Source organism: Mesorhizobium sp. ISC11 (assembly GCF_037162595.1).
Lineage (GTDB): Bacteria > Pseudomonadota > Alphaproteobacteria > Rhizobiales > Rhizobiaceae > Mesorhizobium > Mesorhizobium ciceri.
Map to the genome: position 1 here is coordinate 4631822 of NZ_JAVSPW010000001.1, position 23604 is coordinate 4655425.

Below are 23604 nucleotides of genomic sequence, written 5' to 3' on the forward strand. Positions count from 1 at the left end.
CATGGAGATTGGCGAAAGCATTTCTCCCTTCGTCATCCACGGGCGGAGCAAGGAGCGAAGGCTGGTAGCAAGACTGGAGGTCGTGCGGCGTCTAATCCAGTGTCCGCCTGAATCGCACCAATGCTACGCCGGCAAACAAAGCCACGAACACCACCAGCCAGCCAATCTCCGTTGCCACGGCCGGCAGTTCGGCCCCCTTCAGCATCACCGCGCGGGTGATGCGCAGGAAATGCGTCAGCGGGAAGATCTCGCCGAAGATTTGTGCCCAGTCCGGCATGCCGCGATACGGGAACATGAAGCCGGACAGCATGATCGACGGCAGGAAGAAGAAGAAGGTGAGTTGGAGCGCCTGCATCTGCGTGCGGGCGATGGTCGAAATCGTGTAGCCGAGCAGCACCAGCGCCAGCACGAAGATCAGCACGGCCGTCAGGAGCAGCGACATCGATCCGGTGAAGGGGATGGCGAACAGAAGTTTCGCCGCCGCCAGCACCACCACCACCTGCACGCCGCCGACCGCCAGATAGGGCAGCACCTTGCCCATCATGATCTCGAGCGGGCTGGACGGCATCGCCAGCAGGTTCTCCATCGTTCCGCGCTCGGTCTCGCGTGTCAGCGCGATCGAGGTCATCATCACCATGGTCATCTGCAGGATGACGCCCAGCAGGCCGGGCACGATGTTGTATTGCGAGATGCCTTCGGGATTGTAGCGCCGGTGTACGACGACATCGAGCTGACCCTTGGCGGCCTCGGCGGCGGCTTCCTGCGTGCCTTGCGCCCTCAGCAGCGCCTGGCTGGCGACTGTGCCGAGCGTCGAGATGGCGCCGCTGGCCACCGCCGGGTCGGTGGCGTCGGCCTCGATGAGTATCTGCGGGCTGTTGCCGCTCTCCACCCTCCTGGCGAAATCGGCCGGGATGGTGACGACGAAGGCAACGTCGCCGCGCGATATCAGGAACTCGGCCTCGGCGGCACTTTGCGCGACATGGTCGAAACGATAGTAACCGGTGGTCTGCAGCGCCGCGACAATGGCGCGCGTATAGGGATCGTTGCTCGTCGCCACGAGTGCTGCCGGCAGGCTTTTCGGGTCGTTGTTGATGGCGTAGCCGAAAAGCACCAATTGTATCAGCGGCACGCCGAGCATCATGGCGAAGGTGATGCGGTCGCGCCGCATCTGGATGAATTCCTTGATCAGCAAGGCGCCAAGCCGGGCGAAGGAAAAGACGCTGTTCATGCCATGTTGTCCTTCGAGCCGGACATGAACTGGATGAAGACGTCCTCGAGGCTGGTTTCGCCGGGCGAAACTTTCACGCCCTTGTGCTCTCTCTCGACATCGGCAAGCGCGGCTTCGAGCTTCTTCCGGTCGGAGCCGACGACATGCAGCGTCGCGCCGAACGGCGCCACCTGATCGACGCCGGGGCGGCCCTGAAGCGCTTCGGCGACCTGATCGAGGCGCGGACCCTGCAGGACGAAGGTGGTCAGCCCGGCATTTTTCACCACTTCGGCGACAGTGCCGGTGGCCAGCATCTTGCCATAGGAGATGTAGCTGATGCGGTGGCAGCGCTCGGCTTCGTCCATATAGTGGGTGGAGACCAGCACGGTCAGCCCGCCGCTGGCGAGGCGATGGATCTCGTCCCAGAACTCGCGCCTCGCCTTCGGGTCGACACCGGCCGTAGGCTCGTCGAGCAGCAGCAATTTCGGCTTGTGCATGATGCAGGCGGCCAGCGCCAGCCGCTGCTTCCAGCCGCCCGACAAGGTGCCGGCCAGCTGGTTGCGGCGCGACGTCAGGCCGAGGTCCTCCAACGTGCTCGCGACATGCTCCTCGACCGGCTTCAGCCGGTAAAGCCGCGCGACGAATTCGAGATTCTCGCCGATCGTCAGATCCTCGTAAAACGAGAATTTCTGCGTCATGTAGCCGACTTCGCGCTTGATGCGCAGGCTGTCGGTGCGGATGTTGAAGCCGAGTACCATGCCTTCGCCCTCGTCCGGGGTCAGCAGGCCGCACATGATGCGGATGGTGGTCGTCTTGCCCGATCCGTTGGGGCCGAGAAAGCCGACGATCTCGCCCTCGGCAACCGACATCGTCACATGGTCGACGACGGTCTTGTCGCCAAAGCGCTTGACCAGGCCGTGGACGTCGATGGCGTTCATCTTGCGCTGTCCGCCAGATCGACATCGACGATCTGGCCGGGCTGCAGCGGGCCGGCATCGCCCTCCGGCCGCGCCTCGACCAGGTAGACCAGCTTCTGCCGGTTCTCGAGCGAATAGATCACCGGCGGGGTGAACTCGGGATCTGGCGAGACGTAGCTGACGCGCGCCTTCACATCCGGGCCGCAGCCGTCGCAATGGACGCCGAGCAAGGTGCCGACCTTGACCGAGGAGAAGGCGCTCTCCGGGATATAGACGCTGAGCTTGACCGCGCCGTCGGGCAGGATCGAAATCACAGGCGCGGTCGGACCTGATGTATCGCCCGGATTGCGGATGACGTCGTTGACGCGGCCGGGCGAAGGGGCGGCCAGGACGCGCTTCGACAGCCGCCACTGCGCCTGCTCCAACGCGGCCTGCGCCTGCTTGACCTGATTGTCGGCGGCCTTGATCGTCTCGGGGCGCGCCGGCAGGCCGCCGACGGCGAGATTGGATTTGGCCTGGCCGACCTGCGCATTGGCCGTTTCGAGCGTGGCCGACGCGGTGTCGAAATCCGCTTGCGTGCCGGCGCCGCGCTTGAACAGATCGGCGGCGCGGTCGTATTTGCGCTTGGCGTCGGCGGCCTGGGCGCTGGCCATATCGACCTCGGCCTTCAGCACGGCGATCTCTTCCGGCCGCTTGCCGATCTGCAGGTCGGCCAATTGCGCCTGCGCCTGGGCAAGGCCGGCCTGCGCCTGCGCGACAGCGATTTTTGCGTCGGCACTTTCCAGCGTCACCACGGTCGTGCCAGGCACCACACGGTCGCCGCGCTTGACCGTGACGGTCTCGACCTGCGCCACCTCGATCGGCGCCAGCAGCACGTAGTCGCCTTCGACATAGCCGACGGCCAGCGGTGCTGCCGGGGCACAGGCCGAGAAGAGCTGCGCGGCGAGCGGCAGCGAACACAGAAAGCTCATGGTCTTTGCCCCTTTGTCTTTGCCCCTTTTCTGGCGGCGAATATGGCCTTGAGATTGCCCGATGTGACCGCCACCACCTTGGCGGCCTCCGCGGCGCCGATATCGGGCCAGCCCATGCGGCGCATCACCGCCTCACGGCCGATGCGGAAATAGATGACCTGGCCGATCAGCGTGAACACGGTGAGCCTTGTGGCCTCGCTTTCGGCGGGCTCGCCAGTTGCCTGTTCCCACAGCTGGCACAGCCGGCGATGGCTTGGCTCGAAGACACCGTCATAGATACGATCGAGGGCTGCCGTTGGATGGGAAAGTTCGCGCAGGATGAACTGCACGATCTCACCGGCCTGCGGACTGGCCACGACAAAGCCGACCATTCGCTCCAGCGCCGCGAAGAGCTGCGCCTGCGCTGCCTCCGGACCGACCGGCGCGGGCGCCTGTGCATTGCCGAGCGCCGGTCCGGCGACCGTCTGGATGGTCTCGACGATAAAGTCGGCGGCGGCCGTGCGAAGACCCTCCTTGCCGCCGAAATGATAAGCGATCGAGCCGATATTGGCTTGCGCCTCGGCGGCGATCTCGCGCGTCGAGGTGCCGTCGAAGCCCTGCCGTCCGAACAGCTTCAGTGCCGCCTGGACAAGCGCCGCGCGCGTCATCTCGGCGGGCTCGCGACGAAGAACTTTGGGCTCAGGTAGTTTGATCATGAGCGCACTTTAATCAATCGATTGATTAAAGTCAACTTCTGTTCGTCATTGTCTTGCCATCGACGGCGGCAAACGCTTTAGTGCGCGGCCATGGGCAAGGAAGTCGAACGAAAATTCCTGGTCACCAGCACCGCATGGCGGGAGTTGGCCGAGGCCAATATCCGCATTCTCCAGTTCTATCTCGCTGCCGGCCCCGGGCGCACAGTGCGCATCCGCATCAGCGACGGCACTTCCGCCAAGCTGACGCTCAAATTCGGCAGCAAAGCGCGCGAGCGCGACGAATTCGAATACCCGATCCCGCTGTCGGAGGCGGTGGAGATGCTGGACTTCGCCATCGGACGTGTCATCGAGAAGACACGTCACCATGTTAGGCACCGTGGCTATCTCTACGAAGTCGATGTCTTTGGCGGACCGCTTGCGGGACTTGTGGTCGCCGAACTTGAGACGCCGGAGGACGTGCCGGACGAAATGCTGCCCGACTGGCTCGGCCGTGAAGTCACCGGCGAGCAGAAATTCTACAACGCGTCGCTCGCCCTTGGTGGGATTCCGGAGATCGCCGCATGAGCTTTCGCATCGATCCGCGCCTGCCGCTGACCGGCGAGGTCAGGAGAATCCTTGCCGAGGAGATCGGCAAGGCGCTGCATCATCTTGACGCCGCACGGAGCCGGCCGGAACAGGCGCTGCACAAATGCCGCAAGCGGCTGAAGAGCGCTCGCGCGTTGATGCGGCTTGTTCGTTCCGGTGACGAAACATTCTGTGAGACAGAAAACCAGTGCTACCGCAACGTGGCGGCCCTGCTTGCCGGCCCGCGCGAGGCGACAGCGCTGATCGAGACCATCGACCGCCTGGCGGCAAGCTTTCCCAAGGAGAGCGCCGACGATGGGCTGGGCGCGGTTCGCGACAGGCTGATCGCGCGCCAGCATGAATTGCACGAAGGTACAGGGCTCGAAGCGGCGATCGGCGCGGCGACCGCCGCCTGCGAGGAGGGCCTGCACCGCATCGGCACTCTGGCCTTGCCCGACCAGCCGGAACAGGCGGCCGACGTGCTTGCCGAAGGCGCCCGCGTCACGCTGCGCCGCGCCAGGAAGGCGCTCGACAAGGCCGGATCGCGGGGAGCGGCCGATGATTTCCACGATCTGCGCAAGGCGGCCAAGACCCACGGCATGCATCTGTCGCTGCTCGGCAGGCTGTGGCCGACACCGATCAAGGCAAGGCGCAAGGCGGTCGACGAACTGGGCGAGCGGCTGGGCGACCTGCACGATGTGCTGGTGATGCGCGCCCTGCTCGAGGCCGACGACCAGCTGCTCGGGCCGCCCGAGGACACGAAACTTCTGGCCAAGCTTTTGAAGCGGTCGGAAAAGCAGCTGAAGAAGAGCTGCATTGCCGAGGCGGCCGAGCTGTTCGGCGACAGTCCCAAACGCTCGACACGCAAACTGGCCCGCAAGGCGCGCGACGATCTGGCTGCGCCGCCGGAAGAGGCCGCGGCATCGTAGGATGACTTGGCGCTCTTCCTCTCGGTCCGGACGGGGGGAAGAAAGGCGTGCGCTAGCCCTCATTACCCGCCCATGCTAATCGCCATGGAGTATGACCGAGCCCGGCGACACGCTTCTGGATCGACTTGGCCGCTGGCTTGCCGGCCGGCTGCAGGAAGAATCGTCCGGCTACGAGCCCTACACCCCATCCGATGCCGAAACGCTGCGTCGCACGCTTGAGCCCGGCGACATCCTGCTGATCGAGGGCAACCAGAAGATCTCGGCGGCGATCAAGTACCTGACCCAGTCGACCTGGTCGCATGCGGCCTTCTATATCGGCGATGCCTTGCCCGCGCCGGCGGACGGCTCGGAGCGGCCGCGCCTGATCGAGGTCACGATCGGCGAAGGCTGCGTCGCCGTTCCATTGTCGCGCTACCGCACCTACAACACCCGCATCTGCCGGGCGAGTGGGCTGGCGCCGGAGGATCGCGACAAGGTCGTCGCCTTCATGATCGGCAAGCTCGGCCTGAAATACGACCTCAAGAACATTTTCGACATGCTGCGTTTTTTCTTCCCGACACCGCCGGTGCCGGTGCGCTGGCGCCGCCGCATGCTGGCCTTCGGTTCCGGCGATCCGACACGGGCGATCTGCTCGACGCTGATTGCCGAGGCCTATGGCCAGATCCGCTATCCGATCCTGCCCGAGATCACCCGTGCGCCCGGCCGCGCCTCGGCGCAGTCGAACTATTCGCGCAAGGAAATCCTGCACATCCGCCACCATTCGCTCTACACGCCGCGCGATTTCGACCTGTCGCCCTATTTCCGCATCGTCAAGCCGACGCTGGAATATGGTTTCGACTACCGGGCGGTGACCTGGGACGACAAGCTTGCCGATCCCGGGGCCAAGGCCGCCGAATAAACGCGATCAAATGAGTCCAGCCGCTGCACAGGACCGCTGGCCGGCAGCCGGGCGTCAGTGCTTGCAAGCCGCGGCCCGCACGTCCGAGGGTGTGGCGTCATAACGGCGACGGAACGCCCGGTTGAAATAGGAAAGGTCGTTGAAGCCGGCCTCGTAGGCGATCGCGGTGATGCTGCGTCCGGCATGGCGCGGATCGCCGAGCATGCGATGGGCGCGCGCCAGCCGTTGGGTCATCATGAAATCAATCAAGGATGTGCCATCGCTCTCGAACAGCTTGCGGACGTAGCGGGCCGACAGTCCGTGGCGGGCGGCGACGTCTTGCGCCGACAGGTCGACATGGCCACCATGCGCGACGATATCGGCCTTGATGGCGCGCAAGCGGGCAACGCTGACGCCGCGGCCGCGTGCGATCTGGGCCGCATCCCTGGTCGCGCCCATGGCGAGTGCGGCAAGGTCGAAAACATGTGCCGCCGCAAGGTGGCAGGCCTCCGCAGTCAACTCGTCTCCGACCTCCTGGATCGAGCTGATATAGTCGAGCAACAGCCGCATCGCCCCGCTTTGGGTCGGCAAGGGCCGCATAAGAACCGCGGCCGGATCGCCGATCAGAGGCGAAAGCTGCTTGCGCGAAAAACTCAGATTGACGAAGCGAAACCCGCCGGCGCCGATCAGGTTGAGGCCAACCTCTTCACCGCTCATCATCAGCGCCTGGCCGTTGCCGACCGCCTCCTCGCGGCCGCGATGCTTCATCACACTGCCCCCGTCGAGGGCCGCCAGAAGAACGAAGTCGTCATTGTCGATCAGCGACGACGTACGATGCACCCGGAATTCCGATGAGCTGCCGGTGGCGATGCCGAGGCCTGGCAACGCGCGCACCCGCATGTCGATCTGCGCCGGCGCCAGCGGATCGAGGTCCACCCTCAGAACCGTGCGGCCGTAAACCTCACGCGTGATCTCGACGCGATCCCGCTCCGGAAACATCTCCGTCGCCAGCCTGAATGAGGCTGACGTCCCCATCGTCGCAGTCATCGACACCCCCCATGCCCAAGAGCGCGGTCATATGCGCCGGAGCCTGCAAAACGTCAATCCCGGGCCGTTTTGGCCGCTTTCAGTGCCGTTCTGTCCAAGCTGCCCCCCTTTTATGCCCCTAGTTTGCGGCGCGATTCCGGAACCGGAACCGCATTGGCGGCAATCCAAAGGGGGGCACGATGTTTCATTTGCAACTGTTCAAGACGCTGTCGGCACTGGCTGCGGCAGGGTTCAATCCGCGCATCTATCTGCTGTCGATCGCCTTGGGCAACGCAGTGACCGATCATCGCGAGGCCAAGCTGCCGCCGCGCGCTGCCCGATGATGAGCAGCACCATGAAAAAGAGCATTTTCCTGGCCCTGACCATTGCCCTTGCGGGCTGCCAAACGGGCCAGGTCGACGACAGGCCGGCATCGATCGCGAGCGCGGCCGGCAGCAAGAAGGCCCGGAACGAACCGACGACGGAAACGGCATGCGCCGATGCGGCCAAGAAGGCGGCGAAGGCGCAGACCAATGCGGCTCTGCTCGGCGGTGTGCTGTCGATGGCGGGGGGTCTTGGCGGTCTGGCTGGCAATGGTGGGGTCATTGCCGGCCAGGCCGCCTCGATCGGCGGCTCGGTTCTGCAGTCCCAGGCAACGAGCAGTGCCCGGGCCGGCATTGCGGAGGATTGTTATGGCTGAGCGGCGTTTCGCAGCCATGCGCCGGCTGGCCGGCGCGCTCGCACTTGCCGGCATGATCTTCGACAGCCCGCCTGCCTTGGCGCTGACAGCGCGGGATGCGTCGGCGGTCGTCGGCCTGATCGAGGCCCTGCAGCCCGAATTCGGTCAGTTCGCCTATGACGAGGAGATCGCCGCCGACTGGTACGAGCGCGATGCCGCGGACAAGGGCTTGATCGGCAGCGCCGGTTTCACCGCCGACAGCTGGAAGGTCGCGCTTGGAGAGACCATGCGCGGGTTCCTGGCGACGATGCCGGTCGCAGAACTCGATGCCATTTTCGCCAAGCTCAGAAATGCCATATCCGGCATGAGGGAGCTGACCGAGGCACAGAAGACGGAGACCATCGCCGCGATCGACGAAGAGGTCGAAGGCTTGATGGCCTTGCGGGCCGAGGGTGACCCCTTCGCCGATGTCGTCAGGCCGCTGACGCCAAAAATCCGCAGCCTCATCCTCGGCCCGGCGATGGGGCAATAGGATGTTGGACAACAAGAAACGGCTGGCGGGAAAAGCAACTCCGGGCGGGAGCCTCGAGGCCGAACATCGCGATATTTTTCCAGCCACGGCACGTGTCAGGCGAGGCAGTCCGATCGCGATGCTGATCTGCCTGCTGGCCTCCGGCTGCAGCCAGACGGCCGCCAGCCCGCCGATCACGCCAGACCAGCATGCGCAATTGGCGGAGTTGGCGGCCGGCCCGGACTCGCCGGCAGGTCTCGGCGAGGCCCTGGCTGCAGTCGAGGCGACCAGGAAAATGCAGGACTGCCGGGCGCGTATGAACGAGACGGTCGGGCAGATGAAGACGATCGGCGCCGTCAATGGCGCGGTCGGCGTCGCCGGTCGCATGGCGGGTCCGGGGGGCAAGACAGCGGCAAAAATGGTGGCGGTCGGCACTGCCAGGGTCGTGCGCGGCAAGCTCAGCCGCCAGATGCAATCGTGCTGAGACGATTGACGCGGTGCCTGGTCAGGCCGGCAGCGGCCGCCGTCCTTTCGCGGCGGCGGGCGTATCAGGCCTCGCCCCGGCATCTCGCGCGTGCGGCCCGATCGGCATGATTGCCGGAAATGGCGTCGCGCCAAAGGCAAACGTCCATTTGTAGCCGATCAGGCCATCCTCCGGCGTCGTGTGCTGGTCGTGATGGGCGAGCAGCTTGGCGCGGTCGGCGAGATCCTCCGCCTCGCGCCGCACCATTTCAGCCGTCTCCGGCCGCATCCGCCTGGAGAAGCTGACGAAGGTCGCTTCCTTGTCGATATGGGTGATGGCCCAGCCGATGAAATTCTTGTTGGTCATCTCGAACAGCGGCCTGAGCGGCCCTTCGAAGTTCCACTGGATCGGCGTCTCGACCAGCAGTCTCGCCGAAAGACCCCGTCCGAGGGCGATCAGGCCGAGTTCCTCGAGATCGCGCAGATAGAGGAACATCGAAGCCTCGCTCAGGCCTTGCGAGCGCATGATGCCTTCGGGCGTGAACTTTTCTGACAGCATGACGAAGATGAACAGCAGCGCCGGCCGGCCGGCGAGCTTGCGCTCGATCTCCGGCGCGATGTGGTTGACCGGCCCAGGCCCCCGGTTCATCGAGCCGAGCACGTTTTCCAGTTCGACACCGGCGGCAGCGCAAATCTCCATCAGCCGGTCGAGCTTGCAATTGCGCTCATGGAAGATACGCTTCACCGTCGGTTCGGAAACGCCCATGCGTTCGGCAAGCGCGCGATAGGTGACGCCCTTCGCCTTCAACGTCCGCTTCAGCGCCTGGAAGATCAGACCGTTCATTGGATGCACCTCTTGTCGCTAGTTTCGTATCGATATTCGATACTAGCGGCGTCAGGCCTTTCCGAAAAGTATCGAAAGCCATAGCTCTGCCTCGTCATCTCAGGAGAGCAGTCATGAACACCCTCATCACCTCAACCTTTATCGCCGTCATCGGCATTGCCGCGGTGCCCGCCGCGGAGGCCGGCGAACTCTGGCGCGCCACCGGGCTCGAACAGCCGGAATCGGCCCTGTTCGACGCCGCTGACAATCGCATCATCGTTTCCAACATATCAGGCAATCCCGGCGAGGCCGACGGCAACGGTTATCTCTCCGTGCTGTCTCTGGACGGCAAGACGGTCACCCAGCACTGGACCGACGGCATGGACGCACCCAAGGGTATGGCGATCTCGGGCGGCAAGCTCTATGTCGCCGACATCACGAAAGTCCGCGTCGTCGACCTCGCCAGCGGCAAGCTGGTCGCCAGCATCTCGGTGCCGAACGCGGTCTTCCTCAACGACATGACATCGGACCAATCCGGCAAGGTCTATGTCACCGACATGCTGGCCGACGCCATCTACCGCATCGATGGCGACCGGCCGGAGCTGTTCGTCAAGGACGGGGCATTGGCTTCGCCCAACGGCATCTTTGCCGATGGCGGCCGATTGATCGTCGCCTCCTGGGGCAAGGGCATCAAGCCCGACTTCAGCACGACGGAGCTTGGCGGCCTGCTGTCGGTCGACATCGCCAGCAAGGTGGTTTCGCCCTTGCCGGCCGCCCAGAAATTCGCCGATCTCGACGGCGTCGTAGCCATCGGCGGCACCATCTACGCCACCGCCTACATGACCGGCACGCTCTACCGCTATCATGCGGGCGCGCCGGAGGTGGTGGCGCAGTTCAAGCCGGGCAGCGCCGACATCGGCACCGATGGCAAGTCGATCCTTTATGTGCCGTTGATGAACGAAGGCGAGGTTGTGGCGCTGAAGCTCGACTGAGAGCCATGGTCGGTGCCTCGGGGCAGAGCTGCGAGACGTTCGCCAACGGCCGATGGACTGTCGTTAGTCGGCGAGGATCGTATTGTGGCCAATTAACGACGTCCCCGGATCGGCCCACCTTGTGCCAAGCGCCAATAGCCGACATTGCCGAGCAGATATTTTGATCTCGCCTTTGGGCCGGGAGCGGAACGTCCGGTTCGGGACGTGCTTGTGGCGAAGCTTCCGTCGCCACCGGTTCACCGCCGCCGGCGACCATACAGCGCGGAAGTCGCGTATCCCGATCGCTAGAGCACCCCGATACTACGGAGCAAGGCTTGTAGTTCGGCCTCGACACCTGCCGCCCGCAGGACGGCATCCCGATTAATCCGGCGCGCCAGGTTGGCGCGCGTCATGGGCTTTTTGTATTCCGGCCATTCCTTTTCGAGCGCCTTAACCGCCCCCGGCGTATCGGGCGGGCGGTTGGCCGCCTTGCCCTCCAGATGGCGCAGCAGCATTGCCTCAAAGCAGGGCCGTTGCCAGAGAATCGTGATTCCGTTGTCGGCCGCGAGCTTGCGCGTTCGCTCGGCGCGCTGCGGATCGCGCTCGGCCTGGTCAAAATCCAAAAGCGCGAAGCGTTCCGCGGGCGCACGGCGTTTTCTCTGGAGCAGCTTCAGGCGCAGCACCGCCATCTCGATACGCGACAGCGGATCGCCGGTCCCCGGCCCCAATTCGTCAACGTGCAGGTGCACCGGCAAATTGGCATCGCGGATCAGATCTTGCAGAAAGCCGGCATAACCGACTTCTGACGCTCCCTCGCAGCCAATATAAACCGGACGGCGAAGCTCGATATATGGCGGGCGACGACGGCTCATCCGAGGTGTGGAACCCCGCCGTATGCACCGCTCAGATATTTGCGGTAATGGTTCTCGTCGCGGCGCACCTTCACGTCCATGAGGCTGTAAAGGTGGCTGCGGCCCTGCCGGTCCTTCTCGCAGATCACGATTTCCTCCTTGTTGAGGTCATCGAGCAGCGAGGCCGAATGGCAGGAGAGCCATAGCTGCGCGTCGAACTTGTTACGTCCCGAGGCCGCATAGAACCAGCGCACCAGCTCGGGCAGCATGTTCGGGTGAATGGCCGCGTCCATTTCGTCGATCGCGGCGATCCCGCCGGTATCGAGTGCGCTCATGATGAAAGGGAACATCTTGATAAAGGCCCGCGTGCCGTGGCTTTCCATCAGCCAAGGCATTTCGACCGCAAGACCCGCGTGCTTAAACAGCAGCAGCGGCCCGTTGTCCGTATGCTGAAAGCGCATCCCTTCCACACCCACATCTATGCGGCTTAGCTCATCCTTCAGCCGCGAGACGACGTTGGGCTGGTTCTTTAGATAGTCGATCACGTCGCGATCGACGAAGGAGTGCACAGGCTCAATTTGGAAGAAGGCCTTGCGCGCCGTATCCACAAGAAGCTGCGCGGTCGGGTGCTGGAATTTCGCGAATGATGACAGCACCGTGTGATTGCCGGCGAGCGTCTTCACGAGGTGCTGGAAGCCCGAGAGGCTGAAGGTTTTAGAGTCCTTCACCTTGCCCTCGGCATCGCGCTCATAGACGCGCTGCCATTTCCCTTGGCCGTTCGGCCTCTGGCGCAGCGACTCGGACGCGATCCGCACCGCGAGCCCTTCTTTGAGTTCGATTTCCAGTTCGTAGCGGTAAGTGCCTTGCTCGACCTTTTCGCCGCTCGTGGCGCGCTGAAAGACTTCCGGCGTCAGGTTTATGATGCCGCCCAGCTCGATCGCGAACCGGATCGGCCGACTGCCGGATTCCACGTCGTTGAACCGCTCGATGCCAGCGAAGCCTGGCACCGTGCGCGCTACGCTGTCGCGGATCATCGTCACGACGAATTCGAGCGCGCGCAGCACCGTCGTTTTACCCGAGGCGTTCGCGCCATAGAGGGCGACGACCTTCGGCGCGCGCACGTCCGCACCCTCGAAGATGGGGGCATAACGGCCTTCAGGATCGGGCACTTTTCCATCCACCGACAGGTCGAGCACCTGCGGATCGCGGATGGAGAAGAAGTTTTCGACCTCTAGCTTGTAGAGCATGGGATACCTCACTTGGCGATATAATAGAATCTATAACGATATTTCGTCAATAATTCGATTACAGGATCGCTTCATGCTCACCGAGGATTGAGCATTGGCGGCGCAACGTGGATGGATGCCAGCTTTCGGAATCGGAGGTTGGTTCTCGAAATGACCAAAAAGAGGCGCAGTGCGGTTGTTCACGTCGCGCCGTGCGTGAGTCAGCTCAACGTCAAGAAGTTGGCATTCAAAAGGTGGACACCTTGTCCTGACAATGGCCACCGGCCGGCAAATCCCGGCCCCTACCCCGCCTCGATCTTCCCTTTCAGCTGCGCCCGCGCATCCTTGATCGAGGCGGCGTAGGTCACCAGCGGGCGCTTGACGCCGTGGGTGATCAGCATGCGTCGTATCTGCGGCGCGGCGCCTGATATGATGAAGCGGACACCGGCGCGTTTCGCCTTGTGGGCGGCGCCTTCGATGACGTTGGCCGCCGTCGAATCGAAGAACGGTACGGCCGAGCAGTCGAGGATGAAGTTCCTGCGCTGGTCGGCTATGCGGTCGAGCACGGTGCCGACGGTCGATGCGGCGCCGAAGAAGAAGGCGCCCGAAATGCGATAGACGACGGTGTCGGCGTCGGTCGCCTCGCTGGCATCGTAGGCCTTGGTGCTGTCGGCGACATCCTCCTGCACCAGCGGCTGATCGGCCTCGACCGCAATCGACTTGGCCATGCGGTCGATGAACAGGATCGACCCCAGCACGAAGCCGACGACGATGCCTTCGGTGAGATCGCGGAAGATGACGAGCAGAAAGGTCGCCATCAGCACCAGCGCATCGCCGCGCGAGGCACGCAGCAAGGTGGCGAAGGCCTGTTTCTCGAACATATTCCAGCACACGACCGCCAGCACGCCGGCCAGGGCGGCGAGCGGGATATAGCTGGCGAGCGGCGCCGCCACCAGCATCAAGGCGAGCAGGATGGCGGCGTGGACGATGCCCGAAACCGGTCCGTGGGCGCCGGCCCGCACATTGGTCGCCGTGCGGGCGATGGTGCCGGTGGCGCAAATGCCGCCGAACAGGGCGGATGCGATGTTGGCGAAGCCTTGCGCCACCAGTTCGCAGTTGGAACGATGCCGGCGGCCCGTCATCCCGTCGGCGACCACCGCCGAAAGCAGCGATTCGATGGCGCCCAGCAAGGCGAAGGCAATGGCATCCGGCAGCACGTCAATCATCCTGTCCAGGCTGATCGGCGGCAAAGCGGGCATTTGCAGGCTGCGCGGTATACCGCCAAAGCGGGTGCCGATCGTCTCCGCCGGCAGTGCGAGAAGCGCCACGACCAGCGATGCCAGCCCGATGGCGATGAGCATTGCGGGCCATGTCGGTCGCCAGCGCTTCAGGCCAGCGATGGTGGCGATGGTCAACACCGCCACGAAGGTCGCCGCCGGGTTGATGGTGCCGGCCGCCTCGCCGACCGCGATCAGCTTCGGGACCAGCGGTCCCGGCTCCTTGCCGGCAAGCTTCAGCCCGAACAGTTCGACGATCTGTCCGGAAAAGATGATGACGGCGATGCCGGCGGTGAACCCGACCGTCACCGGATAGGGAATGAACTTGATGTAGGTGCCGAGACGGAGATAGCCTATGGCGAGCAGGAAGACCCCTGCCATCATCGTTGCCAGCAGCAGCCCGTCGATACCGACCCGGGCAACCGTCGCGGCCACCAGCACGATGAAGGCGCCGGCCGGGCCGCCGATCTGGAAGCGGCTGCCGCCGAGCGCCGAAATGATGAAGCCGCCGACAATCGAGGTGTAGAGGCCGCGCTCGGGCGTGACTCCCGAGGCGATCGCGATGGCCATCGACAAGGGCAGCGCGACAATGGCCACCGTCAGCCCGGCAATGGCGTCCGCCTTGGCGTCGGCGAAGGTGTAGCCCTCGCGCCAGACCGTCACGAGCTTTGGCGTGAACAATTCGGGAAATGTCGGCTTTGCCGACTGGTGGGCCGACCTTTGGGCCGATCTGGGGGCCGGTTCATGCACTGCCCGCTGCGTCTGATCCATGGACTGCCTTTCGCACCCTGAAAGGCGGCGGGATCGTCGGCAGGGCTGTCGGCGGTCGCCGTCGCGACTTTATGCCGGCTCAGCCTTGGGATCCGGCGGCACGGCAGGCTTGAGGCGCACGCCCCGGCCGCCGCGCTCGCTGGCCTGATTCTCGCCGATCAGCTCCACCCCGGCCTCGTCGAGGGCCTGGATGACCTTCATCAGCGTGTCGACCACGCCCCTGACCACGCCATCGCTCGCCTCCATGCGCTGGATAGTCGGAAGCGAAACGCCGGCGCGCTCGGCGAGCGTCTTCTGATCGATGCCGGCCAGCGCCCTTGCGGCGCGCATCTGCGCGGCAGTGATCATCGGCCGGAATCCCCGTCTGAGTCTGCAGGAGTAAGGTATAATATCATCATTCTGATGTTTCAAGCATTAGGATGAATGTTTGAGACGTAAGTAGCGGCGCCTGACTGACCATTTTTTAGATACTTTCCCGGGATTGCGCGCTAAGGTCTTCCATCTGGGCAGGGGGTAACGCGGTTGAATATCTTCAAGACTTTCATGACATCGGCAGCCTTGCTGTCGGCGGTTTTCCTGTTGGCCGGCTGCGGGCACGGGCTGATCAACCGGCTGATCTAGTCTCCAGTCTCGCCGTCCGAGTGCTGCCCACGCCATCGCTGCCACGTCCGGGCAGCGAGCCAGCACAGCATCGCCCAGACGAAGCCGGCGCACCAGCCGGCCAGCACATCCGACGGCCAGTGGACGCCGAGGTAGACGCGGCTGATGCCGACCAGCAGCGTCGTCAGCACCGCCAGCGACAGCACATAGATCTTCGTCGTTCGACCGGGCAGGAAGCGTGCCGCCAGCGCGCCGAGCGTCAGATAGGTCACCGCCGACAGCATGGCGTGGCCGCTGGGAAAAGACAGCGTCGTTTCGTTGACGAGATGCGAGACGAGTTCGGGGCGCGGCCGGTCGATTCCGGCTTTCAGCAGGCTCGACAGCACCTGACCGCCGGCCACCGCCACGAAGATGAAAAGGGCGGTCGCCGGCCTGCGGATAAGCAGGAGATAGACGATTACCGCCGTCACGATCAGCACCAGCACGCTGCCGCTGCCAAGGCTTGTGATGTCGCGCATCGCCCCTTGCAGCCACAGCGGGCCGATCGGGCTGTCAGGCCGCCCCGCCTGGCGGAAGGCGAGCAGGATTTCGGTGTCGAAGGCGTGCGGGGTGGTGGCGCGCGCCATCTCCATCAGCTCCTCGAATCCCCAAAGGCCGGCCGCGATGACCAGGCCGGCCAGCAGCACCGGGAATTCGACCCGGTTGAGCAAAGCGTTCGCGGCATTCTTCATCGGCCATCCGCCCGTTACAGCCGGCCTTGCAGATAGGGTCCGAGCGTGATCAGCGCCACTGCGGCGATCGCCAGCATGATGCCGGTCGCCTGCAGCGCGTTGACGCGCTCGCCGAAGAAGACCAGTGCCACGACGTTCACCGATACCAGCTGGATGACGGCAGACAGGCTGAACGACACCGACATGCCGAATTCGCGGATCAGCCGCAGCATGATCAGATTGCCCAGCGAATAGAGCGCCAGCGTCAGCGCGATCTTGCCGAGGCTCGGCGCCAGGCCCCATTGCTTGGCGGCTGTCGCCGCCAGCAGGAAAATGACCGTTGAAAAGCCGAGCTGCAGCAGTCCCGAAAAACTCAACGTTCCGTCCCCTCTCGAAGCGGCTCCCGCCGCATGTATCGCGGACGTTGTTTCCGAAGCGCGCCGGGACGTCAAGCGCTCGACCAAACGAAGCTCTTGGCAATGGCAAGACGGAGGCTCAATGTACCGACATCGTCCAGCCAGTCGATTGAAGGGCGGTCAGGGGTTCATGATTCGTATTCTGCAGAACTTGACGCGACGCTGGAGCGAACTCTCTCTTGCCTTGCAATTCGTCGTTGCCGGCGGTTTTGGCCTGCTGGCCGTCATGCTGGTGGTGGGCGCCTGGGTGACGGCGCAGATCAGAGAGGGCGTCATCCGCAATTCGGCCGCCACGACGGCGCTCTATGTCGACAGCGTGATTGCGCCGCTGCTTCCCGACTTGCGCAAGGAGCAGGAGCTCAGCGATTCCGTCAAGCAGGCGCTGGACGAGACGCTTGGCCAGGGCGCGCTCGGCAAGCGCCTCGAATCGTTCATGCTCTGGCGCCGCGACGGGACGGTCCTCTATGCCAAGGAGACGGCCCTGATCGGCCGCCGCTTCGCTCCGAGCGACAATCTGCGTTCCGCTTTCCAAGGCAATGTCGTCGCTGAATTCAATACTTTCGATGAGGATGAGAGCGAGGAGAAGGCGACCGGCTTGCCATTGCTGGAGATCTACAATCCCGTGCGCGAGCCCTGGTCGGGCGAGGTGGTGGCGGTTACCGAGTTCTATGAGATCGCCGACGATTTCCAGGCCACCCTGGCTTCCGCTCTGTGGTCGAGCTGGCTGATCGTGGCCGGCGCGACCCTGGCGGCATTCCTGCTCCTGTCGGGCATCGTCCTGCGCGGCAGCCGCACCATCGACGACCAGCGTGGGGCGCTGCGCCGCCAGGTGTCGGAACTGCAGGGCCTGGTGGCGCAAAACAGTGCCTTGCGACTGCGCGTGCAACAGGCCTCGCGCCGCGCCACCGCGCTCAACGAACGATATCTGCGCCGCATCGGCGCCGACCTGCATGACGGCCCGGCCCAACTCGTGGCCCTGGCGGCGCTGCGCATGGACAGCCCGATATTTTCCAGCGATGGCCATTCAGGCGCAAGCCGCTCGACCGAGGTCACGATGATTCGCAAGACGCTGGAGGATGCGATGCGCGAAATACGCGGCATCTGCACCGGCCTTGTCCTGCCGCAGATCGAGACGGCTGCCGCAACCGACATTCTGCGGCTGGCCGTCAAGGAACACGAACAGAGGACGGGAACGTCGGTGACGCTGACGCTGGCCGGACAGTTGCCTGAACCCGGCGCCTCCGAGAAGATCAGCATCTATCGTTTCGTCCAGGAAGGGCTGAACAATGCCTATCACCACGGGCTAGGCAAGGATCAGGCGGTGAGTGCCGGGATGAAAGGTGGCAGGCTTTTTGTCGAAGTGTCGGACCGCGGGCCGGGTTTCGATCCGACGGCACGGGTCGAGGGCCTCGGGCTCGCCGGCCTCAGGGAACGGGTCGAAAGCATTGGCGGACAGTTCGAAACCTTGACCGGGCCGCAAGGTACGCGTTTGGTGATCCGTCTGTCGGTCGAGGAGCAAGCATGACTGGGACCATTCGCATTGCCATTGTCGACGATCATCCCCTCTTTCGCGAAGGTGTGACGCGCAGCCTGTCGGAGATCGGAGGCTTCGAGATGGTTGGCGAGGGCGCCACGGCGCAGGATGCCGAACGCCTCGCCGCGACGATGCGGCCCGACATCTTGCTGCTCGACATCTCGATGCCGGGCGGCGGGCTGAGCGCGGTCGCAAGCATCCTCGCCAACCATCCCGCCCAGAAGATCGTCATGCTGACCGTCTCGGAGGCCAATGCCGATGTGACCAAGGCGCTGAACGCAGGGGTGAATGGCTATGTCCTCAAAGGCGTCGGATCGCGCGGGCTCGCCGACATCCTGCGCAATGTCGCAGCCGGCGAAAGCTATCTCTCGCCGACACTATCGGCCCGGCTGCTTTCGGATCTCCAGTCCCAGCAGCCGACCGACGGCTTGGCGGAACGGCTGCGGCAGCTCACCGATCGGCAAACGGAAATCCTGCGGCTGGTGGCGGAGGGGCTGAGCAACAAGGAAGTCGCCTTGCGGCTTGAGCTGCAGGAGAAAACCGTCAAGCATCACATGACCGGAGTGCTGTCGAAGCTCAATGTGCGAAATCGCACCGAAGCGGCCTTGATGATGCGTGAGTGGCGCGACCGCGACAGGCCTTCCTAAAGCATTTCACCGTTTCACGGAAACGGCGAGCTGCTCTAACTCTGTGACGCAATTCCCAAGGGAAAAGCGCTACGGGAAAACCGCTTCACACTTTTTCTAGAATTGCTCTGGGCAGGTCCGAAGAAATGCGCAGCGGTTTCCCGTCCCGGATTGCGCAAAAGCGCGTCGCGCCTCGGGACCGCAGCCATTGCGGTGCCGAAAACCGGGACGACGCCGGCCGGAAACGAGGTCACCTCCGCCGGGGGGCGGCGGAGGTGACGTGCAAAGCTGACCGTTGCCTGTTGGCCAGCTTCACAAGGCCTTGAGACGATTGGCATCGGCCGGCGTGGCCTGGCGGTCGATGATCGTGCGACCGAGAGCGTCCTTCATGCTGAAACGACCGTTCTCGAGCTTTTCCGTTATGCCGTCGGGATGCCTGACTGTGATCTTGTTGCCGGTCACGTCGACCTTGTCACCGGTCTTTGCATTGACATGGCTCCCGCTCTTACCCTGACTGGATCCTGATTTGCCGTTGTTGCCACTGTTGCCGTTATTGCCGCTGTTGCCGTTATTCCCATTGCCGTTGCCGCTGTTCCCGCTATTGCTTCCGCCGGAATTGCCGCCGTTGCCGCCCCCACTGTTGCCTCCGCCACCACCGCCACCACCACCGCCGCCACTGTTACCGCCACCCTTGGCGTATGCGCTGACGGTGTGGATGCCGGAAACGGAGCCGTCCAGGACAATTTGATAGGGCGCAATCGTCAACACCAGCGCCGCTGCCGATTTGAGCGCCAGCCGGCAACAACGGGTCGTGACCGATCTGTGCATTCTGATCTCCGACGACTGAGCCCGGCGCGCCCCACCCCAACGTTTGCAGTGCAACCAACATTGCCGAAAGACGCGGCGCCCGGAAGCGACCTCCGACCGTTGCGGTTGTCAACCAGGACCATTGCAAGCGCAAGGTTGGACTAAAGTCCCAAGTATATGCTACATTAGCTTCGCATGAACGGCGCCGTGACCGCCATCGCTAAACGGGAGGCTGGCTTTCCCGATGCCTGACGACGGCAGACGCCGAACATCAAGTCACCTCCGCCGGGGGCGGCGGAGGTGACTTGTCGAGCGTGCAGTTGCCCGTTGATCTGTTTTTTGCAAACGACTGATGTCGTCCGCCGTCGCAGGATGCGCGGCCAAGATGCCGCCTAAGGTCTCCTTTCATCTCGAACCGGCGATTCTGGAGCAGTTCCGGTCTGCGGGAATGCTTAGCCAGCGCTGCGCGCAATGCCTGTCGCGTCTGAAAGGTCTCCCGATGTCACGAAAATGTGATCCGGCGATTATAAGGGGGTCAAACAGGTACCCACGCTCCAGCCAATCCAACAGCCAGAGGCAAGCCATGACTGACCTTCGCTCCCCCGACACCCGATTCCGCACCAGCCTGCTCGAGGAAAACGACGGCCCGGCCATCAACGCTTCCGACAACCGCACCATGGGCGAGATCATCGCCGCGCGGTTCTCGCGCCGCGGCTTCCTCAAGGGTTCGCTGGCTGTCTCGGCCATCGCCGCCACCGTCAGCCCGCTGGCGCTGATCAGCGCCGACGAGGCCCGGGCCGCTGAAGGCTCGGCCTTCACGTTCGACGAACTCGAGGCCGGCATCGACGACAAGCACCACGTCGCGCCGGGTTACGATGCCGATGTACTGCTGCGCTGGGGCGATCCGCTGTTTGCCGATTCGCCCGACTTCGACCCGACGAAGCAGTCGGCCGAGGCCCAGGCGAAACAGTTCGGCTACAACAACGATTATGTCGGCTACATCCCCATCGACGGCTCGGCCGAACATGGCCTGCTGGTGGTCAACCACGAATACACCAATCCGCATCTGATGTTCCCGGGCATCGTGAAGATCGTCGAGAAGGACGGCAAGAAGTCGGCCGAAGTCGCACCCCTCTCGAAGGAGCAGGTCGATGTCGAGATGGCAGCTCACGGCGGCACCATCGTCGAGATCCGCAAGGCATCAGGCAAATGGCAGGTGGTGCGCGACGGCAAGCTCAATCGCCGCATCACCTCCAACACCGAAATGGCGCTGTCCGGTCCGGTTGCCGGCCATGACCGCGTCAAGACCAATGCCGATCCGTCCGGCACCAAGGTGTTCGGCACGTTCAACAATTGCGCCGGCGGCGTCACGCCCTGGGGCACCTATGTGATGGCCGAGGAGAACATCCATGGCTATTTCTCCGGCGAGTTGCCGGAAGGCCACAAGGAAGCCGCGAACTACAAGCGTCTCGGCATTCCCGAAGGCGCCTATGAATGGGCGGCGCATTACGAGCGTTTCGACCTCGCCAAGGAGCCCAATGAGGCCAACCGCTTCGGCTGGATCGTCGAGGTCGATGTCAACGACCCGACCTCGACGCCGAGGAAGCGCACCGCCATGGGCCGCTTCAAGCATGAGGGCGCCGAATCGATTGTCGCCAGGGACGGCCGCGTCGTCTTCTATCTCGGTGACGACGAGCGCTTCGACTATGTCTACAAGTTCGTGACCAAGGCCGCGTTCGATCCGAACGATCATGCCGCCAACAGGGACCTGCTCGATGATGGTACGCTGCATGTCGCCAGGTTCGCCGAAGATGGCACGGTCGAATGGCTGCCGATCGTCTTCGGCCAGGGACCGCTGACGGCTGAAAACGGTTTCACTGGCCAGGCCGACGTGCTGATCGAGACGCGCCGCGCCGCCGACCTGCTCGGTGCCACCAAGATGGACCGCCCCGAAGACATCCAGCCCAATGCCGTCAACGGCAAGGTCTATGTCATGCTGACCAACAATTCGAAGCGCAAGGCCGACCAGGTAGACGCCGCCAACCCCCGCGCCGAAAACGCCTTTGGCCACATCATCGAGATCGCCGAGGACGGCGGTGATTTCACCGCCGCCAAGGGCAAGTGGGAAGTGCTGCTGAAATGCGGTGATCCGGCGGTTGCCGATGTCGGCGCCACCTTCTCGACGGCAACGACGGCCAATGGCTGGTTCGGCATGCCCGACAATTGCGCGGTCGATTCGGCCGGGCGTCTCTGGGTCGCGACCGACGGCCAAGGCCCGAAAGCCACCGGCCGCACGGATGGTCTGTGGGCGGTGGACACGGAGGGGGCGGCGCGGGCAACCTCGAAACTGTTCTTCCGCGTGCCGATCGGCGCCGAAATGTGCGGTCCGCTGTTTGCGCCCGACGACCAGACCGCCTTCGTCGCCGTCCAGCATCCGGGCGATGGCGGCGAGGACTGGGAAGCGTTCGGCCGCCCGTCCTACTATGAGGATCTGTCGACGCGCTGGCCCGACTTCAAGCCCGACATGCCGGTGCGGCCGTCGGTGGTCGCCATTACCAGACAGGGCGGCGGCAAGATCGCGGTCTGATCGCCCTCCAGCATGGGGCGCAGCAGCGGAGCAGATTTGCACCGCTGCCGCCCCTTGAAGTCGCGGCATGGGGTGAAGTTGGTCAAGCCTCGGGAAAGATTGGCAATTTAAGCATGGCGCCCTAGGTCTTTATCAGGAGATCGCCATGTCGAAGTCCGTCTATGACCGTGGCTTGCTCAAGCCAGCCGATATCGCCAAGCTGCAGCGCGTGTTCGACGAGGCCTGCCGGCGGCGCGAGGCACATCCCGATTCCGCCGACGCGCGGGAAATCGCGCTTAACCTGCTCGCCCTGCACAATGCCGGCATGGTGGAAGAGGACATGCTGATGGAGGCCGTCGGTTTCCGGCGGCTGGAACCCAAATCAGCGTGATGCGCCGGGTTGGTGCGAGGCCGACCCCGCAATCCGTTTGGCGATCGCCTTGGCCAGGATGCCGGCATTGGCGAAGCAGCCGCGAATGCTCGGCCGCATGCCGGTGAACCACAGACCGGGCAATTTCGGATCGGCTTGCCCGCCGTTGAAGAGCGGAACGCCCTTGGCGTCGAGCACGCCGAGCTTGCCGACCATCGGCTCCAGCCCGGTGCGGTAGCCTGTCGCGGCAATGACGATGTCAGGATAGATCAGGCTGCCATCGGCCAGGATCACGCCGTCACGGGTGAATTCCCTTATGCCGGGTACGACGGTGATCTTGCCGGCCTTTATGGCGCTGACGGCGCCGTCGTCGGCGGCGATCGCGGTGTAATCCGAGGTCAGGCGGCTGGCGCCGCCCGCAGGCGCGGGCGGCAGGCCGAATTTGGTCAGGTCGCCGAAAGCCAGGCGCTGCGTCGCCGACATCACCGCGTCGGCGACCCGCAACGGCAAGCGAGCCATGAACGGCGAAAGCCGGTGCACGGCGATCTTGCCGATGCGCTTGGGCAGCAGGGCGGGACCGCTGCGGGCCGACAGCCAGATGGCGGCCGTGTCTATGCCGGCCAGATGATTGAGCGCATCGAAACCCGAATTGCCAGCGCCGACGACCAGCACTTTCTGGCCCGCATAGGCCTGTGCGTCACCGAAATCCGCCGAATGGATGATGCGCCCGACGAAATCCTTCATGCCTTTCCATTCGGGAATGAACGGCTGCCTGTCGCGGCCGGTGGCGACGACGACATTGCGGGCCAGCCGCAGGCCAGCGCCGGTCCGTACCGCCCAGTGATCGCCCTTGAAGGCAATCTCTTCGACAGCGACGCCAAACTGCACCGGCAGCCGGTTTTCCTCCCTGAAATCATTCATGTGGCGGATGACGACCGTCCGGTGCGGAAAGGCGGGGGTGCCGGGGGGATAGGGGAGACCAGGCAGCGAAGAAAGATCGCGGTGGGTGTTGAGATGCAATTGCTTGTGCCGCCGGTGCCATGGCTCAGCCAACCGGCTTTCCTTTTCCAGGATCGCCGTCGGCACGCCGGCGTTCATCAAGGCGTGCGCGACGGCCAGCCCGGCAGCACCGGCGCCGACGACGATTGCCGGCTCGACCTTGGCCGGCAGATCCACAACCGATCTGATTGTCGTATCAGTCATTCACTCGAATCCCGT

26 protein-coding genes are annotated in these 23604 nt (G+C 64.0%); 12 read left to right on the forward strand and 14 right to left on the reverse strand.

Features of this window, described 5'->3' with window-relative positions; all coding sequences use genetic code 11:
* Positions 1-91: 91 nt before the first annotated feature.
* Genes RPF88_RS22510 through RPF88_RS22525 form a run of 4 tightly spaced genes read right to left on the reverse strand, consistent with a single transcriptional unit; the run spans position 92 to position 3790 of the window.
* Positions 92-1228, reverse strand: a complete 1137-nt coding sequence (locus tag RPF88_RS22510) for an ABC transporter permease (RefSeq protein ID WP_013528655.1) — start codon at positions 1226-1228, stop codon at positions 92-94.
* Positions 1225-2145: an ABC transporter ATP-binding protein gene (locus RPF88_RS22515; protein ID WP_337123241.1), complete on the reverse strand. Its 921-nt coding sequence runs from the start codon at positions 2143-2145 to the stop codon at positions 1225-1227. The genes RPF88_RS22510 and RPF88_RS22515 overlap by 4 nt, the downstream gene beginning before the upstream one ends.
* Entirely contained in the window at positions 2142-3095 is a 954-nt protein-coding gene (locus RPF88_RS22520; RefSeq protein WP_027161228.1) for an HlyD family secretion protein, read from the reverse strand. The genes RPF88_RS22515 and RPF88_RS22520 overlap by 4 nt, the downstream gene beginning before the upstream one ends.
* On the reverse strand, positions 3092-3790 hold the full coding sequence (locus RPF88_RS22525) for a CerR family C-terminal domain-containing protein (RefSeq protein ID WP_013528658.1): 699 nt from the start codon (positions 3788-3790) through the stop codon (positions 3092-3094). Before RPF88_RS22525 ends, RPF88_RS22520 begins: the two co-directional genes overlap by 4 nt.
* A gap of 90 nt (positions 3791-3880) precedes the next feature.
* Here RPF88_RS22525 and RPF88_RS22530 point away from each other — a divergent pair, with 90 nt between their 5' ends.
* The 3 genes from RPF88_RS22530 (at position 3881) to RPF88_RS22540 (ending at position 6181) form a co-directional block, all read left to right on the forward strand.
* On the forward strand, positions 3881-4354 hold the full coding sequence (locus RPF88_RS22530) for a CYTH domain-containing protein (protein WP_013528659.1): 474 nt from the start codon (positions 3881-3883) through the stop codon (positions 4352-4354).
* Complete coding sequence (locus RPF88_RS22535; RefSeq protein WP_337123242.1) at positions 4351-5283, forward strand: CHAD domain-containing protein; 933 nt, start codon at positions 4351-4353, stop codon at positions 5281-5283. Before RPF88_RS22530 ends, RPF88_RS22535 begins: the two co-directional genes overlap by 4 nt.
* Before the next feature lie 91 nt (positions 5284-5374).
* Entirely contained in the window at positions 5375-6181 is an 807-nt protein-coding gene (locus tag RPF88_RS22540) for a hypothetical protein (protein WP_013528661.1), read from the forward strand.
* A gap of 54 nt (positions 6182-6235) precedes the next feature.
* On the opposite strand, the gene RPF88_RS22545 is transcribed toward RPF88_RS22540, so the two are convergent.
* Positions 6236-7207, reverse strand: a complete 972-nt coding sequence (locus tag RPF88_RS22545; protein ID WP_013528662.1) for a helix-turn-helix transcriptional regulator — start codon at positions 7205-7207, stop codon at positions 6236-6238.
* 179 nt (positions 7208-7386) lie between these two features.
* Here RPF88_RS22545 and RPF88_RS22550 point away from each other — a divergent pair, with 179 nt between their 5' ends.
* From RPF88_RS22550 to RPF88_RS22565, 4 genes are read left to right on the forward strand one after another with little or no spacing between them, the layout of a single operon-like run.
* Positions 7387-7530 carry a hypothetical protein gene (locus tag RPF88_RS22550; protein WP_082826609.1) on the forward strand — a complete coding sequence of 48 codons (144 nt, stop codon included), beginning with the start codon at positions 7387-7389 and terminating at the stop codon, positions 7528-7530.
* Between the two features lie 11 nt (positions 7531-7541).
* A complete protein-coding gene (locus tag RPF88_RS22555; protein ID WP_013528664.1) occupies positions 7542-7886 on the forward strand; it encodes a hypothetical protein in 345 nt (114 codons plus the stop codon).
* Positions 7879-8397: a hypothetical protein gene (locus tag RPF88_RS22560; protein ID WP_337123243.1), complete on the forward strand. Its 519-nt coding sequence runs from the start codon at positions 7879-7881 to the stop codon at positions 8395-8397. Before RPF88_RS22555 ends, RPF88_RS22560 begins: the two co-directional genes overlap by 8 nt.
* A gap of 1 nt (position 8398) precedes the next feature.
* Entirely contained in the window at positions 8399-8860 is a 462-nt protein-coding gene (locus RPF88_RS22565) for a hypothetical protein (protein WP_337123244.1), read from the forward strand.
* A 21-nt stretch (positions 8861-8881) separates the two neighbouring features.
* On the opposite strand, the gene RPF88_RS22570 is transcribed toward RPF88_RS22565, so the two are convergent.
* Positions 8882-9682 (reverse strand): helix-turn-helix domain-containing protein, encoded by an 801-nt coding sequence (locus tag RPF88_RS22570; RefSeq protein ID WP_127366869.1) that lies wholly within the window; start codon positions 9680-9682, stop codon positions 8882-8884.
* Positions 9683-9795: 113 nt separating this feature from the next.
* Here RPF88_RS22570 and RPF88_RS22575 point away from each other — a divergent pair, with 113 nt between their 5' ends.
* Positions 9796-10653, forward strand: a complete 858-nt coding sequence (locus RPF88_RS22575; RefSeq protein WP_337123245.1) for an SMP-30/gluconolactonase/LRE family protein — start codon at positions 9796-9798, stop codon at positions 10651-10653.
* A 284-nt stretch (positions 10654-10937) separates the two neighbouring features.
* Here RPF88_RS22575 and RPF88_RS22580 read toward each other — a convergent pair whose 3' ends face one another.
* From RPF88_RS22580 to RPF88_RS22605, 6 genes are all read right to left on the reverse strand, one after another.
* Positions 10938-11504: a hypothetical protein gene (locus tag RPF88_RS22580; RefSeq protein WP_063169637.1), complete on the reverse strand. Its 567-nt coding sequence runs from the start codon at positions 11502-11504 to the stop codon at positions 10938-10940.
* Entirely contained in the window at positions 11501-12730 is a 1230-nt protein-coding gene (locus tag RPF88_RS22585; RefSeq protein ID WP_127385256.1) for an AAA family ATPase, read from the reverse strand. The genes RPF88_RS22580 and RPF88_RS22585 overlap by 4 nt, the downstream gene beginning before the upstream one ends.
* Before the next feature lie 281 nt (positions 12731-13011).
* Complete coding sequence (locus RPF88_RS22590; RefSeq protein WP_337123246.1) at positions 13012-14757, reverse strand: SulP family inorganic anion transporter; 1746 nt, start codon at positions 14755-14757, stop codon at positions 13012-13014.
* Between the two features lie 69 nt (positions 14758-14826).
* Positions 14827-15105 carry a helix-turn-helix domain-containing protein gene (locus RPF88_RS22595; protein WP_013528670.1) on the reverse strand — a complete coding sequence of 93 codons (279 nt, stop codon included), beginning with the start codon at positions 15103-15105 and terminating at the stop codon, positions 14827-14829.
* A gap of 269 nt (positions 15106-15374) precedes the next feature.
* A complete protein-coding gene (locus RPF88_RS22600; protein ID WP_224619074.1) occupies positions 15375-16088 on the reverse strand; it encodes a phosphatase PAP2 family protein in 714 nt (237 codons plus the stop codon).
* A gap of 14 nt (positions 16089-16102) precedes the next feature.
* Entirely contained in the window at positions 16103-16444 is a 342-nt protein-coding gene (locus RPF88_RS22605) for a hypothetical protein (protein ID WP_013528672.1), read from the reverse strand.
* A 169-nt stretch (positions 16445-16613) separates the two neighbouring features.
* Between RPF88_RS22605 and RPF88_RS22610 the strand changes: the two genes are divergently transcribed.
* Positions 16614-18008 carry a sensor histidine kinase gene (locus RPF88_RS22610; RefSeq protein ID WP_024502211.1) on the forward strand — a complete coding sequence of 465 codons (1395 nt, stop codon included), beginning with the start codon at positions 16614-16616 and terminating at the stop codon, positions 18006-18008.
* On the forward strand, positions 18005-18664 hold the full coding sequence (locus RPF88_RS22615; RefSeq protein WP_013528674.1) for a response regulator: 660 nt from the start codon (positions 18005-18007) through the stop codon (positions 18662-18664). The genes RPF88_RS22610 and RPF88_RS22615 overlap by 4 nt, the downstream gene beginning before the upstream one ends.
* 291 nt (positions 18665-18955) lie before the next feature.
* Here RPF88_RS22615 and RPF88_RS22620 read toward each other — a convergent pair whose 3' ends face one another.
* Entirely contained in the window at positions 18956-19471 is a 516-nt protein-coding gene (locus RPF88_RS22620) for a hypothetical protein (RefSeq protein WP_337123247.1), read from the reverse strand.
* A gap of 562 nt (positions 19472-20033) precedes the next feature.
* Here RPF88_RS22620 and RPF88_RS22625 point away from each other — a divergent pair.
* The gene (locus tag RPF88_RS22625; protein WP_224674807.1) at positions 20034-22037 is read left to right on the forward strand and encodes a PhoX family protein; all 2004 of its coding nucleotides are present in this window, start codon (positions 20034-20036) and stop codon (positions 22035-22037) included.
* A 145-nt stretch (positions 22038-22182) separates the two neighbouring features.
* Complete coding sequence (locus RPF88_RS22630; protein ID WP_013528677.1) at positions 22183-22407, forward strand: hypothetical protein; 225 nt, start codon at positions 22183-22185, stop codon at positions 22405-22407.
* Here RPF88_RS22630 and RPF88_RS22635 read toward each other — a convergent pair.
* The gene (locus RPF88_RS22635) at positions 22399-23589 is read right to left on the reverse strand and encodes a flavin-containing monooxygenase (protein WP_024502215.1); all 1191 of its coding nucleotides are present in this window, start codon (positions 23587-23589) and stop codon (positions 22399-22401) included. The two genes, RPF88_RS22630 and RPF88_RS22635, sit on opposite strands and share 9 nt — an antisense overlap.
* Positions 23590-23604: the final 15 nt, after the last annotated feature.

Bases quoted from the DNA above. Each gene is read 5' to 3' on its own strand.
- RPF88_RS22510 (WP_013528655.1), bottom strand. From the start codon at position 1,228: ATGAACAGCGTCTTTTCCTTCGCCCGGCTTGGCGCCTTGCTGATCAAG.
- RPF88_RS22515 (WP_337123241.1), bottom strand. From the start codon at position 2,145: ATGAACGCCATCGACGTCCACGGCCTGGTCAAGCGCTTTGGCGACAAG.
- RPF88_RS22520 (WP_027161228.1), bottom strand. From the start codon at position 3,095: ATGAGCTTTCTGTGTTCGCTGCCGCTCGCCGCGCAGCTCTTCTCGGCC.
- RPF88_RS22525 (WP_013528658.1), bottom strand. From the start codon at position 3,790: ATGATCAAACTACCTGAGCCCAAAGTTCTTCGTCGCGAGCCCGCCGAG.
- RPF88_RS22530 (WP_013528659.1), top strand. From the start codon at position 3,881: ATGGGCAAGGAAGTCGAACGAAAATTCCTGGTCACCAGCACCGCATGG.
- RPF88_RS22535 (WP_337123242.1), top strand. From the start codon at position 4,351: ATGAGCTTTCGCATCGATCCGCGCCTGCCGCTGACCGGCGAGGTCAGG.
- RPF88_RS22540 (WP_013528661.1), top strand. From the start codon at position 5,375: ATGACCGAGCCCGGCGACACGCTTCTGGATCGACTTGGCCGCTGGCTT.
- RPF88_RS22545 (WP_013528662.1), bottom strand. From the start codon at position 7,207: ATGACTGCGACGATGGGGACGTCAGCCTCATTCAGGCTGGCGACGGAG.
- RPF88_RS22550 (WP_082826609.1), top strand. From the start codon at position 7,387: ATGTTTCATTTGCAACTGTTCAAGACGCTGTCGGCACTGGCTGCGGCA.
- RPF88_RS22555 (WP_013528664.1), top strand. From the start codon at position 7,542: ATGAAAAAGAGCATTTTCCTGGCCCTGACCATTGCCCTTGCGGGCTGC.
- RPF88_RS22560 (WP_337123243.1), top strand. From the start codon at position 7,879: ATGGCTGAGCGGCGTTTCGCAGCCATGCGCCGGCTGGCCGGCGCGCTC.
- RPF88_RS22565 (WP_337123244.1), top strand. From the start codon at position 8,399: ATGTTGGACAACAAGAAACGGCTGGCGGGAAAAGCAACTCCGGGCGGG.
- RPF88_RS22570 (WP_127366869.1), bottom strand. From the start codon at position 9,682: ATGAACGGTCTGATCTTCCAGGCGCTGAAGCGGACGTTGAAGGCGAAG.
- RPF88_RS22575 (WP_337123245.1), top strand. From the start codon at position 9,796: ATGAACACCCTCATCACCTCAACCTTTATCGCCGTCATCGGCATTGCC.
- RPF88_RS22580 (WP_063169637.1), bottom strand. From the start codon at position 11,504: ATGAGCCGTCGTCGCCCGCCATATATCGAGCTTCGCCGTCCGGTTTAT.
- RPF88_RS22585 (WP_127385256.1), bottom strand. From the start codon at position 12,730: ATGCTCTACAAGCTAGAGGTCGAAAACTTCTTCTCCATCCGCGATCCG.
- RPF88_RS22590 (WP_337123246.1), bottom strand. From the start codon at position 14,757: ATGGATCAGACGCAGCGGGCAGTGCATGAACCGGCCCCCAGATCGGCC.
- RPF88_RS22595 (WP_013528670.1), bottom strand. From the start codon at position 15,105: ATGATCACTGCCGCGCAGATGCGCGCCGCAAGGGCGCTGGCCGGCATC.
- RPF88_RS22600 (WP_224619074.1), bottom strand. From the start codon at position 16,088: ATGAAGAATGCCGCGAACGCTTTGCTCAACCGGGTCGAATTCCCGGTG.
- RPF88_RS22610 (WP_024502211.1), top strand. From the start codon at position 16,614: ATGATTCGTATTCTGCAGAACTTGACGCGACGCTGGAGCGAACTCTCT.
- RPF88_RS22615 (WP_013528674.1), top strand. From the start codon at position 18,005: ATGACTGGGACCATTCGCATTGCCATTGTCGACGATCATCCCCTCTTT.
- RPF88_RS22620 (WP_337123247.1), bottom strand. From the start codon at position 19,471: ATGCACAGATCGGTCACGACCCGTTGTTGCCGGCTGGCGCTCAAATCG.
- RPF88_RS22625 (WP_224674807.1), top strand. From the start codon at position 20,034: ATGACTGACCTTCGCTCCCCCGACACCCGATTCCGCACCAGCCTGCTC.
- RPF88_RS22630 (WP_013528677.1), top strand. From the start codon at position 22,183: ATGTCGAAGTCCGTCTATGACCGTGGCTTGCTCAAGCCAGCCGATATC.
- RPF88_RS22635 (WP_024502215.1), bottom strand. From the start codon at position 23,589: ATGACTGATACGACAATCAGATCGGTTGTGGATCTGCCGGCCAAGGTC.